12 protein-coding genes and 1 pseudogene are annotated in these 15,952 nt (G+C 56.5%); 9 read left to right on the forward strand and 4 right to left on the reverse strand.

The window, feature by feature from the left end:
- The first annotated feature begins 16 nt into the window (after positions 1-16).
- Together P8935_RS17745 and P8935_RS17750 are read left to right on the forward strand one after the other, a co-directional pair.
- A complete protein-coding gene (locus P8935_RS17745) occupies positions 17-1,921 on the forward strand; it encodes an ATP-binding protein (protein WP_348261633.1) in 1,905 nt (634 codons plus the stop codon).
- Positions 1,918-2,454 carry a hypothetical protein gene (locus P8935_RS17750; RefSeq protein WP_348261634.1) on the forward strand — a complete coding sequence of 179 codons (537 nt, stop codon included), beginning with the start codon at positions 1,918-1,920 and terminating at the stop codon, positions 2,452-2,454. Before P8935_RS17745 ends, P8935_RS17750 begins: the two co-directional genes overlap by 4 nt.
- A 66-nt stretch (positions 2,455-2,520) precedes the next feature.
- On the opposite strand, the gene P8935_RS17755 is transcribed toward P8935_RS17750, so the two are convergent.
- Together P8935_RS17755 and P8935_RS17760 are read right to left on the reverse strand one after the other, a co-directional pair.
- Positions 2,521-3,378 (reverse strand): NAD(+)/NADH kinase, encoded by an 858-nt coding sequence (locus P8935_RS17755; RefSeq protein ID WP_348261635.1) that lies wholly within the window; start codon positions 3,376-3,378, stop codon positions 2,521-2,523.
- Positions 3,379-3,478: 100 nt separating this feature from the next.
- Positions 3,479-4,246, reverse strand: a complete 768-nt coding sequence (locus tag P8935_RS17760) for a TlyA family RNA methyltransferase (RefSeq protein WP_348261636.1) — start codon at positions 4,244-4,246, stop codon at positions 3,479-3,481.
- A 495-nt stretch (positions 4,247-4,741) separates the two neighbouring features.
- Here P8935_RS17760 and P8935_RS17765 point away from each other — a divergent pair, with 495 nt between their 5' ends.
- The 6 genes and pseudogenes from P8935_RS17765 (at position 4,742) to P8935_RS17790 (ending at position 9,759) form a co-directional block, all read left to right on the forward strand.
- The gene (locus tag P8935_RS17765) at positions 4,742-5,335 is read left to right on the forward strand and encodes a hypothetical protein (protein WP_348261637.1); all 594 of its coding nucleotides are present in this window, start codon (positions 4,742-4,744) and stop codon (positions 5,333-5,335) included.
- Between the two features lie 313 nt (positions 5,336-5,648).
- Positions 5,649-6,326, forward strand: a pseudogene (locus P8935_RS17770) (DUF4240 domain-containing protein); the annotation flags it as partial.
- A 54-nt stretch (positions 6,327-6,380) separates the two neighbouring features.
- Positions 6,381-6,782 carry a carboxypeptidase-like regulatory domain-containing protein gene (locus tag P8935_RS17775; protein WP_348261638.1) on the forward strand — a complete coding sequence of 134 codons (402 nt, stop codon included), beginning with the start codon at positions 6,381-6,383 and terminating at the stop codon, positions 6,780-6,782.
- 169 nt (positions 6,783-6,951) lie between these two features.
- On the forward strand, positions 6,952-7,326 hold the full coding sequence (locus P8935_RS17780) for an energy transducer TonB (RefSeq protein WP_348261639.1): 375 nt from the start codon (positions 6,952-6,954) through the stop codon (positions 7,324-7,326).
- A 73-nt stretch (positions 7,327-7,399) separates the two neighbouring features.
- Entirely contained in the window at positions 7,400-7,720 is a 321-nt protein-coding gene (locus P8935_RS17785) for a hypothetical protein (protein ID WP_348261640.1), read from the forward strand.
- A 149-nt stretch (positions 7,721-7,869) separates the two neighbouring features.
- Positions 7,870-9,759, forward strand: a complete 1,890-nt coding sequence (locus P8935_RS17790) for a SpoIIE family protein phosphatase (RefSeq protein ID WP_348261641.1) — start codon at positions 7,870-7,872, stop codon at positions 9,757-9,759.
- Between the two features lie 244 nt (positions 9,760-10,003).
- On the opposite strand, the gene P8935_RS17795 is transcribed toward P8935_RS17790, so the two are convergent.
- Positions 10,004-11,347, reverse strand: coding sequence for a hypothetical protein (locus P8935_RS17795; RefSeq protein ID WP_348261642.1), 1,344 nt, complete (start codon positions 11,345-11,347; stop codon positions 10,004-10,006).
- Between the two features lie 227 nt (positions 11,348-11,574).
- On the opposite strand from P8935_RS17795, the gene P8935_RS17800 reads away from it, so the two are divergent.
- Positions 11,575-12,978, forward strand: a complete 1,404-nt coding sequence (locus P8935_RS17800) for a hypothetical protein (protein WP_348261643.1) — start codon at positions 11,575-11,577, stop codon at positions 12,976-12,978.
- A 304-nt stretch (positions 12,979-13,282) separates the two neighbouring features.
- Here the strand turns inward: P8935_RS17800 and P8935_RS17805 are convergent, their stop codons facing one another.
- Positions 13,283-15,919 (reverse strand): ABC transporter permease, encoded by a 2,637-nt coding sequence (locus P8935_RS17805; protein ID WP_348261644.1) that lies wholly within the window; start codon positions 15,917-15,919, stop codon positions 13,283-13,285.
- Between the last annotated feature and the right edge of the window lie 33 nt (positions 15,920-15,952).

Here is a 15,952-nt window from a genome sequence, read left to right on the forward strand (position 1 = left end):
TTCGCCGTAAGAAACAATGCGATTAAAGACAAAACTCGTTCTGGCAATTACCGGGCTGGTGTTTTTGATCGCGGGCTTGTTGTCGCTGGTGTATGTCAGCCACCTGGTGGACGCGGCAATTCAGCAATCGTACGATTCGAACCGCATGATTGCCAACCAGGTGAGCGATGCCCTGCAGAGTGCGCTGCAGGCTAGCCTGAAAGATCAGACGGTCGACCCCAACGATAAAAACAAACTGCGGGAATTGGTTCAAGCCGCCATCCAGGACAGCGAAGCCTTGCGTGCCACTCTCGACTCGGCCAACAAGTACTCCGCGACTGAGTATGACGTAAACATTGTCGACACGCAGTCACGCATCCTGTTAAGCACATTTCCTGATAACGATGGCAAAGTGCTTCTGTGGCGGCCTGACTATCGTGCCTTGCAGGCGGCCGATCCGATCTCAAAAATGCGCGAGATCTACGGTCCGGCTAAGGTCTTTGACATTGTGGTTCCGCTGGAAAACAATGGCCAACCTTTCCTTAGCGTTCATGTGGGGGTGCGCACGACGCTGCTTCAGGCGGCCTATGAACCTTCGTTGAAGGAAGCCGTCACGCTGATGGCGTTCGCAGCGGGAACAGCGCTGATTGCTGCATTTCTGCTGAGCAACCTGGCGCTGCGGCCGATGGAAGAGATCAACATTCAACTTGACTACTGGAATCCCACGCTGGCAGAGAGCGTTCCTGAAGGAGGCGAGTTGCCCAGGCTCGACACTGCCGAGAGGGTATCAACAAAGATTGAAAAGATCGGCCAGCGCATGCGGAATGTAGAGGAGGTTTTCTCTGCCCTTAAAGAGAATCTCGATCAGATCCTTGGAAACCTGCAGGATGGCATTTTACTGTTCACCGGGGATGGACGAGCGGTACTGGTATCCGAGGCGGCACAGCGATTTTTGCATTTGGAGAGTGACAACATTCTTGGTTTGCAGGCGCGCGAGATCTTCGATAATTCTACGGTGCTGGGAAGAACGCTCCGCGAGGCTTTCGATGCAGGAGTGACGCTGGTACAGGAAGAGGTCCAGACCGAAACAGGCCGTCGCATCCAGGCTTCGGTGGACTTTATCTATGACGATCACACGCGGATGGGTCTTGGCGCGCTGGTAACTCTGCATGATCTTGAATCGGTGGAACAGATTGAGTCGGAGCTCGAGCTTTCGCGGCGCATGGCGGCAATTGGCAGATTGACGGCGGGTGTAGGTCATGAAGTCAAGAATCCAATCAACGCAATCGTGGTTCATCTTGAGCTGCTGAAGAACAAGTTGGGCGCGGATCACGCACCGGCACAGCGGCATCTGGAAGTGATCGACGCGGAGATTCACCGGCTGGACCGCGTGGTGCAGACACTGGCGGACTTCTCGAGACCGGTGGAAGTGCACTTGCGAGAACAGGATTTACGCACCGTGATCGGGGACGTGCTGGCGCTGGCCGACGAAGAGCTTTCCACGCGAAATGTGAAGCTGGAGGGCCGGCTTCCCGACCATCCGCTGATGGTGAACGTGGATGCGGACCTGCTGAAGCAGGCTGCGATCAATGTCATATTGAATGGGGCGCAGGCCATGCCCGAAGGCGGCTCTCTCCGCGTCACTGTGGAGGAAGATCGCAAAATGGCGGTGGTGAGAATCGCCGATGAGGGAACGGGAATTCCAGCGGAGATTCGGGAGAAGATCTTCGATCTTTATTTCACAACGAAGAGCGGCGGAAGCGGTATCGGACTAGCAATGACATACCGCATTTTGCAGTTGCACCATGGGAGCGTCGACGTACAATCGAAGGTAGGCCGTGGCACGGAATTCTCTCTGCGCATTCCACTCGCCGCTACGGAATGGGGACGCCGGCATCTGCAACCGGCAATTGTGGAAGAAACAAAGGGGTTGGAGAAATGAAGCTCAGCGCCAGGAGCGCTGTCTGGCTGTTTCCGTTGCTGCTGACAGGGTGCCCGCACAAGACCCAGGTCGCGCAAAATCAGCCGCTCGCGCCGCCGATCGAGGACACGCCTCCGTACAAACCGGAACCTGCGCCTGCGAACCTTCCTCCACCCGAGGTTACGATTCCCGTGCAACCCCAGCCACAGTTGCCTGTCCCGGCTGAACCCGTGAAGAAGCCGGTGAAGCACAAGAAGCCTGCGAATACGAATACGCAAGTAGCTTCGAGCGGCGCTCCCGCGGTGCCGGCGATCGGACAGCTTTCGTCGGGGGACGCACCGAATTTGCGGCAGCAGACGGATGACTCCATCGCATCAACTGAGAAGACCCTGAACGGCATCAGCCGCAAGTTGAGTGACCAGGAAGAAAAGACTGCCGCGCAGGTCCGCGAATATTTGAAACAGGCACGGGACGCGCTGACAGCGGGGGACGTGGATGGCGCAAACAAACTCGCGTTCAAGGCGAAGGTCCTGCTGGACGAACTGCATCCCTAGGTGAGTCGCAATTCCCTTCCCGTTCAATGGCTGACTCCTTCCGAGGGATGTCCTCGCGACTTGCGATCAACGCTCGCCCCAGCTCAGCTTGTTGCGAAGTGCGTCAAAGAATCCGCTTTCGCTGAGGCGGACCAGGTTCACCGTGTACTCAGAACGAATGCAGCGGACTTCGTCTCCCAAGTGAAGCTCAAACCCGGTCTGGCCGTCGACTGTCAGGAGGCACTGCGTGGGAACTCCTTCGACGCGAACGGTAAGACTGGCATCTCCGCGCACTACGATAGGACGCAGCGTGAGCAAATGCGGGCAGATCGGCGTGACAACAAGTGCGTCGACATCCGGCGTGAGAATGGGGCCGTTGGCGGCGAGCGTGTAGGCTGTGGATCCGGTGGGCGTGGAGACAATGACGCCGTCGGCGCGGAAGCGGGCTACCTTCTTGCCGTCGAGTTCCACGGCGAACTCGCCCATGCGCGCGATGTCGCCTTTGGAAACGACGACTTCGTTCAACGCTTCAAATACTTTGACAGGCGAACCATCGCGCACGACTTCCGAGTGAAGCATGGCACGAGGATCGAGCGTGTGGCAATTCTCGCACCAGCTTTCGAGCGTGGTGTAGAGGTCAGCAAGGCGTACCTCGGTGAGGAATCCAAGGGAGCCTAGATTCACGCTGAGGATCGGTGTGCCGGTTGCCGCAAAGATGCGCGCCACGGAGAGTAGCGTGCCATCGCCACCGAGCACGATGACCAGATGCGGCTTGTGCGCGGGCATGTCAGCGCGATCGACCGCTGGAGCGGCATCCGTGTAACCTGCGCCTTCACAATCGAGCAACGGGTTGTAATCGTGTTTGCGGAGCCAGTCGATCAGTTCGGGCAACAGCTGAGCGAGCTCCGGCTTTCGCGGCTTACTGACAATTGCGACGCAAGTCATTGGGTTTCAGTGTAACGGATCAGCGGTCAGTGAACAGTAAACAGTGGTCAGAAGAGGCATGGCCAACAAGGAGAACTCAGCGAAAATCGTCGCATTCGCTTCAACCTTCTTTGGTCGTCGATTGTACGTAAAGCAGAAATTCCCTGTTGCCTTCGGCTCCGGTGATGGGAGATGGGATAACTTCTGCGACTTGCCAGCCGAGATCGGAGATCGCGTTTCTGACTTTTTCGATGGCGAGTTTGTGAACTTCGGGATCGCGAACGATGCCGCCTTTTCCGACGTTGCCCCGGCCAGCCTCAAATTGAGGCTTGATGAGGATGACGGCTTCAGTGAGCGCGGGCGCTGCGGCAAACACGGGAGCGAAGAGAAGTGTCGCGGAGATGAAGGAGACGTCCATTACGAGGAGGGTGAGCACGGGCTGGCCGACTTCGGCGAGCGCGTCAGGCGCGAGGAAGCGTGCGTTGGTGCGCTCGACAAGTCGGACGCGTGGATCGTTGCGGAGCTTCATTGCGATCTGTCCGAAGCCAGTGTCGACTGCGGTGACGTGTGCGGCGCCGCGCTGGAGAAGACAGTCCGTGAAGCCGCCGGTGGAGGCGCCGATATCGAGGCAGGATCTTCCGGCTACTTCGATTTTCCAATGGTCGAGTGCAGCCTGAAGTTTGAGGCCGCCGCGGCTGACGAAGGGCATGTCGTCACCGAGGAGGCGGATGGCGGAATCGGATGTGATGGAGGCACCAGGCTTGTCGATCTTCTGTTCGTTGACCAGAACGCGTCCGGCGAGGATGAGGGCGCGCGCGCGTTCGCGACTCTGGACGAGGCCTCGATCTACGAGGAGGAGATCGATGCGGGTTTTGGAGTTTACGCCCAAGATTTCGGTTAGTTCTCAGAATCAGGATACGGTGGATGAATGTGTTTTGCTGGATAGTGATTTGTCATGACGTGGAGATATGCAACCGAATAGTTGCCTACCCCCCTCCCCCCCGGATCTCTGGGCGCAAATTCCTTATTGCAAAAGAGTTACGAAGAGAGTATCGCTCCAAATTCCTCATGTGATTATACTTAGCTGCAGATTCCTCTCCTGCAATGACTTAGGAAGAACCGAGTTCTGCATGGCTCGACAATGCGGATTCCTCGTTTTCGCCCAGTTTGAGAATAGCAAATTGAAAGAAATAGCCTGCAAGAGTGGCGAAGACTTTACGCCGCAGGGAATGAGGTAGTTGGGTCGCGCAAGGGTGCAGCGGGGGTTGACAACTTTCGAGCGACTGCGATGTTGAGACGATCGTTGTTGCGCCTCGGGTCTCTTCAGGAGAAGCCGATGACCATGTAAGCATCCGCTAAACTCGGCTGGATCAAAAAGTGGGTTATGTCCGAGTTGCCCACAATCCGCCCGGAGCCGAGAAGACGCTACAATTTGTCGGGGGAATGCTGCATGCGTTCAGAAGAAGAGCCGGTAACTGTTAGGGCAGCGTTGACCGCATCTCGCATCCTTTGGCCAGATTTTATTGAGGAACATGAATGTGTGTTGCTTGGTTGGCATGCTGGCTCCAATCCTCCGCCTGCGAACGATACGGCGACCGGTTGGGAGGCATTCGTCAGTCACACCCATATCCTCGACGAGTTCGTCAAAGCTGATGAGGTTTCCACTTTCGTCTCGGAAGAAGTGGTATACAACGAAAGCCATCCTGATTTCATTTCCGCATGTGAACTTGGTCAAAAGATCGCGAAGCTGTGGGCGCTGAAGCTTAAGTTAGACTTTCCATTTGCCCGTTTCCGCGTTTACTACACGCAGTACGACAATCCAATCGTGCGCTTTCACAAAGTCCGCGATGATGAGCCGCAATGGCTGTCAGATGAGGCGTTTCAGAGAGCCACTGACCCGTCATTTCGAAGTGCGCTGATTTATGACACGTCCAAGATCAACTTGACGAGTTGGGAACACTCGAAATCGATCCATTAAATTCAAAGCGGGAGAGTCACCGGCCATCCAGACACTGAAGCCAATTCCTTGCCAAGTTCACAATTGGCGACGCCCGAGGAATTCACTCAAAATGTCCCGTACAATTTCTCTAAACTGCAGGATTCGGTAGGTCATGACGGAAGGTACGTTCTGGGCTCTCCTAGCAAAGGCACGCAGGCGTGGAGCGACGTCGGCTTGCCCTTGCTGTCTCACTAGGTACATGAAGAAGCTTACTGATGAGGAGGTCTCCGAGTTCGGCCTAATGCTTTATGAGAAGGTGTGCCAGCTGAACAACTGACGACTCTGGGGAGCAGGTCAGGTCATTACGGGAGAGATGAGCAGCGATAGCTTCCACTACTTCCGCACCTGGATTGTGGGAGTCGGTAAGCGAGCATTCGAGACCGCAAAGAGAGATCCGGATGCCCTAGGGCAATTCCTCGACGGTGATGAGGAATCGATCGATGTGGATAACGAGTCGCTTGAGTACGTGGCTCTCGAAGTTCTGCGGAAACGCGGTATTGGGGTTGATCCGCGAGAACGTTCTGCTTCGAGCGCAGATGATGAACCAGCCGGAGTTGCTTTCGATTTACAGACACTAGGTGTGGATTATCCAAGGCTCTCCGCACTCTGCTTAAGGAGTCCGTCGCCACGCGACGACTCCCATTCGGAGACATCCGACAGACGCAGCGAAACGCCTGTGAAAATGACCGTTCCATTGATCGAGGGCCGCGCGGCAAGTGAAGCCGATGTCAAGTCCGGAAAAGCAATCTTCTGCATAGAGCAGGGTCGCAGCATGCCCTATTCATTTGGGCGAAAACTGCCGTTGATCGCAGAGATTGTGAACAAGAATCTTGGCGAGGATTTTCCTGTGGGAAGACAGGTCACAATCGTCCAGGCGGAAATAGCCGATGGAAAGCACGTCACTCTAGGAATCGTGGATCAAAATGAGCGAAAAGTCTGTGCATTAGAGGATGTGAACCTGCTCGAATAGAGACTCGTTAGGTGCCAGAATTCGGGCTCTGAGCCAGTCACCGGATGAAACAGGATGAGAATTCAGAATCGATTCATTGTGCCGCTGCTAGTTGCGACGCTGTTGCCACTGTCCTGCCTTGCTGACGTTTGTGTCTACAAGCCGCCGAATGTGCGTCACGTCGCCGGTATCGTCGTCGATTCGACAGGCCAAGCGATTCCTAGTGTCAAGATAGCGATAAGCCGACGCGGTGAGTCTGTCGCAACTGCAACGACTGACGCTTCCGGAAGATTCAGATTTGACTCGTTGAAACAGGGCGACTACGAACTGGCTGCAACAGCAGTTGGATTTCAAAGCGCCCACTACAAGGTTCTTCTCAACCATCCTTCATTGCATTGGGGTAGATCCCTGCAAATTGAACTCGCAATCGGGCTTCCGCATTGCGGTGGAGATATCAAGGTCGTTAAGACGAAATAGTGCGAGATGAACAAAATGCCTTTCATTGGTCGAGTGACCGGCGACTGTCGCTTTGAGGCTAAGAACTTGCCAACGTCTCCGTTGCCCACAATCCACTCGGCTCTCCATTCGTCGCCATCCAAAGCGCAGCGTCAGCGGTAGACTGTTCGCAATGAAAGTCTTCCGAATAATGCTCCTGTTCTTTCTCGCATCCATACTTCTGTCCACCGCTCCAGCGCAGGTGGTGGCTCCAATGCCCACTAGGGTGCAAGTCAGTTCCAATGTCGCGAACACGTTCCTTATTCACAAGCAGGAACCGGGTTGCCAAAAGGACTCATCAGGCGTGAAGGTCACTGGGACGGTAGTCATCGAGATCACAATCGACACGAGCGGCAAGGCGATCCACACTCACACTCTCTCAGGACCCAAGCTACTTCGACCTGTCGCCGTAACGGCGGTGCGCAAATACAGGTACAAACCGTATTTGTTAAACGGAACACCTGTTGAAGTCGTGACCCCAGTTTCCATCCAGATGCATTGCAGGTTTCATTCTGGACAAGCATAGTTCCCTGGTGCGCACGAGTTACCGTCCACTCGGACCTTTGACAGATTTTCGCCACTCTAGACATACTCAGCTTATGTCAACAACTGCACCAGAACTGCTTGCAGCATGTGAAGCGAGGGACCGGGCCAAAATCAGCACGCTGGTGTCATCGATTTCAAAACACGCGTGGACGGTGATCCCTGGCCAAGCGATGGTTGAGCTGGAGCCGTTGAGGATTCTGGTCTGGCATGAAACAGGAGGTTCTGGGATCAATACCTATGAGACCGTCATCGTTCAGATCTTTGTCGATGAAGAGAACGCGAAGCATTTCTCGTACCGGTTCTCTCCTGATGAACTCCAGTTGCCGAACTACATCCCGGTTGCTGATCGACGTGTGCCGCCGAGCGCAGACTGAAACGACGCTCTCGTGATCGAATTCTGCAAGCCGCCACGGAGATCGCCACCGCTACATGAATGCTCCGTGGAATCGGGTTATGGGTCTTCGCGGTAGAATCATTTTCGTTCCCAGCTTCCTCTTCTCAACTTGGACTTTAAGGGGCAAAAATGCGCTTGCAATGCGTGGCACTCTTCATCGCGATTGCAGCGATTGCGCCCTCCGCCTTCAGTGCGCGTCCGACGGCTCTGACAATTCCACTGCAGGGATGCGTGTGGCACTCCGGCGACAACCCTGAGTGGTCGGCTCCCTCACTCGACGAGTCCGGCTGGCAGCACTACGCACTGCACCAGCAAGTCTCTCAATCTCATCTCTGGATCCGTTGTCATGCCGATCTCTCTCCCATCGTCGACTTCGACGAGCCCGCGCTTCAGGTCAGGCTCTACGCCGCCTATGAGGTCTACGTAGACGGTCGTCTTATCGGAACCTTCGGCAATCTTCAGAGCGGCAGTTTTGGCATGAGCCTCATCCAGCAATGGCCCTTGCCTCGCGATCTCCCTCACACCTCATCCATCGCCATTCGCTCCGCATGGCATTTCACGTCTGCCATTCCATTCGCCCCTTACCCTTCTCTCGAACTGCGCGCTGGCAGCGAACCTTCCTTGCGTGATCGCCGGAGCACCGTGATCGTTGCGGAGGGCGAGCGCCATCTGATCCCTGCCATCTGCTTCTGCATCGTCGGCATTCTCGGCCTCATTGTGCTTGGTCTCTGGATCAACGAACCCGGTCGCCGCGAACTGCTTGTCCTGGGAATCAACTGCGTCGCTCTCCCACCCATCTACCTCAACTACTTGGGAGCCGCAGCACTTCTCGCCTATCCTGCTTCGGCCTACTTCATCGTCTGGGCTGTTCCGGCTTTCCTCACCAACATCTGCCGGACCGTCTTCTTTTTCCAGCTTGCCCATCGCCGGGTTCCGTTCCTCATTTGGGCGCTGATCGCTTTAGCGACGGCCATTCACCTGATCACGTTCGCAGTTGCCGTTCTCCCTCCGTCGCCCGCTCTTTGGCTCGATGGGCTCCGCTCTGGCCCTCTCGGAGCCATCTCTCAGTTCGCATCCGTCCTCGAGTCGTCGGCGCCCTTCTTCGCATTCATGCCTTGGCGCCGCCTTTCACGCCGCATGAGACCCCTGGCTGCTCTGTGCATGGTCTGGGGCGTCACGATGATGCTTTTCTTCTCCGTGCGTTTCACCAGCGCTCGCGTGCCTGGTCTGCCCGATCTGCAAAGCCAATGGAGCAACACAGTCTCAGACTTTGAGGCGATCGCTACGCTCGGTGTTCTCGTCGCCCTTCTCACGTTACTCTCCCGTGAACAGCAACAAGTTGCCCGCGAGCGGGCCATCCTCGCCGGAGAACTCCAGGCCGCACAGCAGGTCCAGCAGCTTCTCGCTCCCAGCACTCTCGATACGCTTCCCGGTTTCCGCCTCGCCGTTGCCTTCCATCCCGTAAGCGAAGTAGGAGGCGATTTCTACAACTGCAGCATTCTCCACGGTGAGCGCCAGCGCATCATCATCGGCGATGTAAGCGGCAAGGGTGCCGCTGCTGCCATGACCGCGGCGGTAATTCTTGGCGCCGCACAGCGGCACGAGGAGGAATCGCCAGCCGCATTGCTGCATCACCTCAACTTGGTGCTGGCCAACATGCACGTCAGTGGGTTCGCCACCTGTCTGTGTGCCGAGATCTCCTCAAGGTGTGAAGTTATCCTAGCGAATGCCGGCCACCTCGCTCCGTATTGCAACGGACACGAACTCTCCATCTTGAACGGATTTCCACTCGGCATCGTTCCAGAAGCCGAATACGCTGAAACAACACTCCAACTTTCCCCCGGCGATTCACTCACATTTTTTTCCGACGGGGTGGTGGAAGCACGCAATCAGGCTGGCGAACTCTTCGGCTTCGACCGCGCGGCCGCAATTTCCACTCAAACGACTGAGTCGATTGCTTCCACTATCCAAGCATTTGGTCAGGAAGACGACGTCACGATTGTTACCCTAGCTCTATGACTCAGCGGTTGCTACCGTGTCATCACTAATACGAGGATCGTGTCTCATTCGCGCCTGGAATATTGTTTTGGTCAATTGCTGATTGTTCCGGGAGGATCACCGTCAATACGGAAATAACCAGTTGGTAAAGTACGTATCGGCAACGATACATCCAGAGTGTGTTTTGACAAGCGTATAGGCCGAGGAACGAAGCGTGGATGCGGAGCAGCGGAAAGCTGCTTCTTGGCGCGAGCGCAACTTCAGGCTATTGCATGCAACTTACAGCTACAGGATTCAGGCGGGACCATGCAGGATCGTCCGATCGCGGCTGCGCGATGCCACGCCAGAATTTGGCTTCAAAGTTCTGGCCGTAGAAGACTTCTTCTGCGGGGGTCATCACTTTCTCATATCCGGCACTGAGGCATTGACAGTAGCCCTCGGGATCGGACGGGGCGTACCTGGAGGTCCTCGGGTTCTTCATAAACGCGTTACAGCCGTCTGCGAAGGGATTTTGGCGCGCCTGCGCCGCGGTGTATTTGGCGTAAGCGTTCTTCTCGTAGGCAGAGATGATGCGCTGGCTGGGTAAGCGGCAGCTATCCGGCGCGTCGGAGAAGTAGAGGCAGTCGGGCACTCCATCTTTGAAGGACACGGTGAGCCGTCCGGTTTGCCTGCCGTTTGGGCCGGAGAAGGTATAGCGAGCCATGATGCGGGTCGGCGAGCCGGCGGGATCATGGGAGACGATGGGATTGGAAATGCTGCCGGGCTGGTAGCGATTCATCATCCATCCGCGAGAGTTGTCGAGGACGAGGTCATCGAGGAGGCGAGTGAAGTCTGCATCTCTGATGCCAGGCAGGACAGCGACGGGGGCTGAGACGACCGCCCCCGCGTACTTCATGGGAGCTTCGCCCTTTGCGAATCGGATGAGGTTGGACTGGAAGTTCTTAAGGCCGGGGCTGCCGCAGCCGTTGACCTGGATCAGGGCTTTGGTTTCGCCCTGGAGAGCGACAATCTGGTCAGTGAGCTGTCCGGGATTCGTGAGTGGATTGGCTATACGGCCCCCTTTTGCCCCGCCTATCCCCAGTACGCTTTGGAGGAGGCCTACCTGGGCTTTTGCGGAGATATCGTTGACGGCGCTGTAGAGGTTCGGGTCTGCGTAAATGCCGGTGCCTTCGGTGTGATAGCCACTGCAACCGCTGGTTCTGATCGGATTGCCGTATATATCGTGTACCCCGTCGGGACTGTATGGCGGCGAGACGGATGCGTCGTTGCAGACCTGCACCGTGATCTCGACCTTATTGGGCGGCAGATACTGCTTGCAGTCTTTGCCAAAGTCCTCCATGTAACCGGAGATGATCATCATGAACTCAGTGCCGCCGCGATCGAGCTTGATGGATTGGAAATCGCCCGTGTAGATGCGGACGAGGTCGTCCTCGTTGTTGAGTCCGGCGGCGGTGAAGTGGGCAGCAGCGGCGGAAGATGGCTTGCCAGAGACGGGCGCTGTGGCCGAAGTGGCGGCCGATCTGGGGGCAGGCCGGGCAGCGGGTCTTGGGGCTTGCGCTGCCGCCGAGGCGGCCAGAGGTGCGACAAGGCAAAGGGCGAGCACTCGCATGGTGTATCTCCTCAGTTGGGGAGGTGGAGCAAGAGCGGGGACGGATGGTGTCCAAGATACTACACCGAGACAGAATCATCTCTCTCCCCTGCGAACCTTGAGCGCTCGAAGAAGAGGCTGAACAAATGTCCCAGTAGAGTGATCGCATTTCAGTCGAGATGGTCAATGACTCAATGAGCATGGGAGTCTATACTGGCCCGAAGTTGAGTCGAACGATCGCGATTGGGATGAAAGTGGTGAAAGTGACCTATCCGCTCCGTCTGACCATTTCCTTGTTAGCCCTTGCTCTGAGTATCACTGGAGTCTCTCAACAACCGAAAGCCGTATTCATTCCCCTCGATGCGGCCCAGCCGACGCTGAAGGGATTCTCAGACACGCTTCCGCCGGAGCTTCGCAGCCCTCCCGATGCAGAGGCATGGTCGTTCTGGGTGAAAACTCAGGACTCCGCCATCCGTCAACGACTCGAGAAGGGCGAAGAAGATACTCTCACCAACCTACTGCGCTGGGGTGTCACATTCACAGATGAGTACCAGATTGACCGAGAATACCTGTCAAAGTATGGAACGAGTACGCTGGTCAACGCATTCGCGGAAAAGCGCGCCAACGACCTCGTCCGCGCACTTTCGTCGCCAGGTGCGAATGAGGGCATGCAACAGATGCGCGCCTACCTCGTCCATCGTGGCTATTCCTTCAAAACTCCGGAGGATCGGGCAAAGGTAAAGCGGCACTTACTTGAGAACCTCGCTCACATGCGAGACGAATTTGCTGAATTTCGCGAGAAGCTGAAGACTGCTGACCTCTCAGAAGAAAGTCAACTCTACGCACAACGTGGCATCTCATTGGATTCGAATTTATGGCCGGATTACGCACTGGATCGCTCGTTAGGTGAACTAGTCAAACTTGGCATGATCAAACCGGGTAGCGTGCGACGCATTGCGATCATCGGTCCCGGCCTGGATTTCGCCAACAAGGAATTCGGTAACGATTTCTATCCGCCACAGTCGACCCAACCCTTCGCAGTTCTCGATTCGCTTATTCGGCTTGGATTGACTGACGCCAGGAATTTCGAACTTTATACGTTGGACATCAGCCCCAGCGTCAATATTCACATCGCACGCACGCAGAAGAACGCGGCTGACGGTAAACCCTACGTGGTCCAGTTGCCGTGGAATAGCGAGGTTCCATTTAGTCAGGAATATTTCACAGCCTTCGAGAACTGGTGGCAGACATTGGGCGACCAGATAGGCACGCCTGCAAAGCCTGTGCTCGTTCCCGTCAAACTGGCGCAGAACGTTCATATACGCGCCGTGAGCATTCGGCCGGACATCGCAAAACGCATTACTCCAGTTGACATGAATGCCGTCTTCCAGCATCTCGATGGAACGGATGCCGATCAGAAGTTTGATCTGATCATCGGAACCAATATCTTCATCTATTACGGAGCATTCGAGCAGTCACTTGCCCGCGCCAATCTCTCCGCGATGCTCAAACCAGGAGGATTCGCACTCAGCAACGACATGCTCGCGGACAAAGTGCCAACGCGGTTGCTGGAGGTACACAGAACGAACCTCGAGGTCCGGTCGGACCCGCAGATCATAGAACATGTTTACTGTTATCAACGAGAGCCTTAATTTCGGATGGGAAAGTCACCATGCATACTTTCCCTTACTAATTCTGGTGCGAGATCTGAGCGAAGGATTTGACAATTCTCAGGTGAAGCGTACGTTGCATCATTTGAGTGAAGGATCATCCAACCAAGGCCGTCAGCCCGACAAGGCGCTCAATGAGCGGTTGACCTGTTCACATCAACGCACAATGAAGACCTAGCGGGCGGAGATTGGTTTCTTGCCTGTGAAATCCGGTGCCCTTCACGGCAATCATTGGAGACCGCGCACACGCCGATTCGCGCAATTCGGGTCGACTTCGAATTGCGGCTTACAGTTCGCGAATTGCTGTCACGGGGTTCCGGCGCACCGCTCGATGTGCCGGAATGTAACAGGCTAACAACGACATTGCTCCCAGGAGGATGACGACGGTAGCAACGGTGATGGGATCGTGGGCGCCGATTCCATACAGCATCCGCGCGATGAAACGTGTCAGTCCCAACGCAAACGCGAGTCCCAGCGCCAGACCGATGCCTGTGATCCACAATCCCTGTAACAGCACGAGTCGCAGCACATTGACCCGTGAAGCGCCAAGAGCCATTCGTATTCCAATCTCGTGGGTCCGCATCTGGGTTCGATAGGCCACGACTCCGTAGATTCCGGTTACCGCAAGAACGAGCCCAATCAGCGCGAACATTCCCGCCAGGGAGCTCTCGATGACGGCGAAACTGCTCGCCAACTGGGTGCTCTCCCGCATGGGACGCACATCGAAGACCGGCAGCTGTGTATCGATCTCGTGGATGGCGTTTTCCACCGCCGGCGCCAGGTCGGCCGGATTTCGCTCGGTCTCCACCTGCACAATCGTCTCGTACCCCGACTGAAAAAAGCTCATATATACCATGGGCTCCGGGGACTCATTCAATAACATATGCGTCGAATTTCTCGCCACGCCGACAACTGTGAAAGGGCTGCCGTTCACCCTGAGTTTCTTTCCCAGCGGATCCTGTCCCGGCCAGTAGAGCCTCGCTGCAGTCTGATCTACGATGAGAACCCTTGGGGCCTTTTCATCGTCATCTTGTGTAAACTCGCGTCCTTCCAGGATGGGTATTTGAAGGGATTCAAAGTACCGCGGGGCCACGTCGGCGTGGTACACCTGTAGAGATTCGTGGGGGCGTGGCGCATACCCTTCCGGATACGCATCGACCGACTTGTGGGTCAGGGTCATCGGAATCCAGTCCGTCAGAGACACAACCTTTACGCCGGGCAGTGCCGACACGCGATCCAGAATCTTGTGACGGATCACCTGTTCCTGGTCGTGGCTGTAGCCGGCGATGTTCAGCCCCACGGACGCGGTGAGAATATGGTCCGGTTCAAATCCGGGATTTGCGCCGGCGAGGTTCCGCAGTGTTCGCAGAAAGAGCCCGGAGCACAACAGCAGAGGAAGTGAAAGCGCGATCTGCGCCACCACAAGCCCGCTGAGCAATTTCCGGTTGCGTGAGCCACCGGAGACACTTGCCGACTCTGCCTTGAGTACCTCAGCTGCCGGCGCATGCGACGAACGCCAGGCGGGGAGCGCGCCGCACAGCACGCCGGCCAAAAGGGAGAACACCGCAATCCCGATCACCACGTTGTGGTCCATGCTCCCGTTCAGAATGATTGGAGCCGAGCTCGCCGGAAAGAACCATGCGAATGTTTTCGAAGTCCACGCTGTCAACGCGATGGCCACGGCTCCCGCGACGATGGAAAGCACCACGCCCTCCAGCACCATCTGCCGCACCAGTTGCATGCGATTCGCCCCGAGCGACTGCCGGATCGCAAGCTCGCGCCGCCGCGATACAAACCGCACCAGCGTCAACGTAGCCACGTTCGCGCAGGTCAGCAGCAGCACCACACCAGCGAAGGCCAGCAGAATGGGCAGCGTCGCCGCCATGTATCCGTTGGCGCCGAATGGCGAGCGCCACATGGGATCGAGCGTGATCCTGTTCTCGCCCAGGTGGTCGTCAGGATACGACGCGACAATATTGTGCATCAGCGTGTCCATATCCTGGGCTGCCTGGCCACGGCTTACGCCGGGCCGCAATCTTCCTATTACGATCAGCCAGACCGCACCACCACTACGATGCGTGAGCCTGTACACGTTCGTCCCGAGGGGATTCAGCGTCAGCCATGCATCATCCCGAAGCCCCGGCGCCGCCCCGACAAACCCCTCCGGGGCTACGCCGATCACCGTCACAGGATGCCGGGCAATCTCGATCGACTTGCCCACAATTCCAGGGTCTCCCGCATAGCGCGTCTTCCATAACGAGTACCCAAGCACAACATACGGCACGGCATCCGGCCGCGTTTCTTCCTGAGGCAGAAAGAAGCGCCCCAACTGAGGTTTCACTTCCAGCACGTCGAAGAAGTTTGCGGACACATTCCCGATATAGATGCGCTGCGGCTGTGCGCCGTCTGTCAGCGTGATCCAATCGCTGTGATATGCGAGCATTCCGGTTAAGGTCTGGCTCTGCTCGCGCAGGTCGCGATAGTCGAGATAGGAGAAGGGCGGAGTTGGAGAAAAGCTGCGTTCTCCCCGCTGCAGGCTCACAAGGTCGCCCGTGTTTCGCGCGCCAGGAATCGGACGCAACATGGTCCCGTCGATCCAACTGAAGACGGTGCTATTGGCGCAGATAGCTACAGCCAGCATCGCTGTCGCAGTGATCGTAAAGCCCGGGCTCTTGCGCAGCTGCCGTAGCGCGAAACGGACGTCCCGGCCTAGTTGTTCAAGCCACGCCTGGCCCCACATCTCGCGCGTCACATCTTGCACCAAAGGAACGTTTCCAAACTCCCGTGCTGCTGCTTGTCGCGCCGCCTCTGCCGCCTCACCTCGCGCCAGTCGATCGGCAATCGCCATCTGCAGGTGCGCATCAATCTCTTCCTGCAATTCGCGTTTGCGCCGTTGAAAACCGAAGCTCGGGAACCACTCCATGACTCACTCTCCTCCGGCTTGACGTACATCACC

Source organism: Telmatobacter sp. DSM 110680, assembly GCF_039994875.1.
In the GTDB taxonomy this organism is placed as follows: Bacteria; Acidobacteriota; Terriglobia; order Terriglobales; family Acidobacteriaceae; genus Telmatobacter.

What these genes read in the sequence shown, in the direction of transcription:
- P8935_RS17805 (WP_348261644.1), bottom strand. Translation starts at nt 15,919, where the DNA reads ATGGAGTGGTTCCCGAGCTTCGGTTTTCAACGGCGCAAACGCGAATTG.
- P8935_RS17745 (WP_348261633.1), top strand. Translation starts at nt 17, where the DNA reads ATGCGATTAAAGACAAAACTCGTTCTGGCAATTACCGGGCTGGTGTTT.
- P8935_RS17775 (WP_348261638.1), top strand. Translation starts at nt 6,381, where the DNA reads ATGAGAATTCAGAATCGATTCATTGTGCCGCTGCTAGTTGCGACGCTG.
- P8935_RS17780 (WP_348261639.1), top strand. Translation starts at nt 6,952, where the DNA reads ATGCTCCTGTTCTTTCTCGCATCCATACTTCTGTCCACCGCTCCAGCG.
- P8935_RS17755 (WP_348261635.1), bottom strand. Translation starts at nt 3,378, where the DNA reads ATGACTTGCGTCGCAATTGTCAGTAAGCCGCGAAAGCCGGAGCTCGCT.
- P8935_RS17790 (WP_348261641.1), top strand. Translation starts at nt 7,870, where the DNA reads ATGCGCTTGCAATGCGTGGCACTCTTCATCGCGATTGCAGCGATTGCG.
- P8935_RS17750 (WP_348261634.1), top strand. Translation starts at nt 1,918, where the DNA reads ATGAAGCTCAGCGCCAGGAGCGCTGTCTGGCTGTTTCCGTTGCTGCTG.
- P8935_RS17785 (WP_348261640.1), top strand. Translation starts at nt 7,400, where the DNA reads ATGTCAACAACTGCACCAGAACTGCTTGCAGCATGTGAAGCGAGGGAC.
- P8935_RS17765 (WP_348261637.1), top strand. Translation starts at nt 4,742, where the DNA reads ATGTCCGAGTTGCCCACAATCCGCCCGGAGCCGAGAAGACGCTACAAT.
- P8935_RS17795 (WP_348261642.1), bottom strand. Translation starts at nt 11,347, where the DNA reads ATGCGAGTGCTCGCCCTTTGCCTTGTCGCACCTCTGGCCGCCTCGGCG.
- P8935_RS17800 (WP_348261643.1), top strand. Translation starts at nt 11,575, where the DNA reads ATGAAAGTGGTGAAAGTGACCTATCCGCTCCGTCTGACCATTTCCTTG.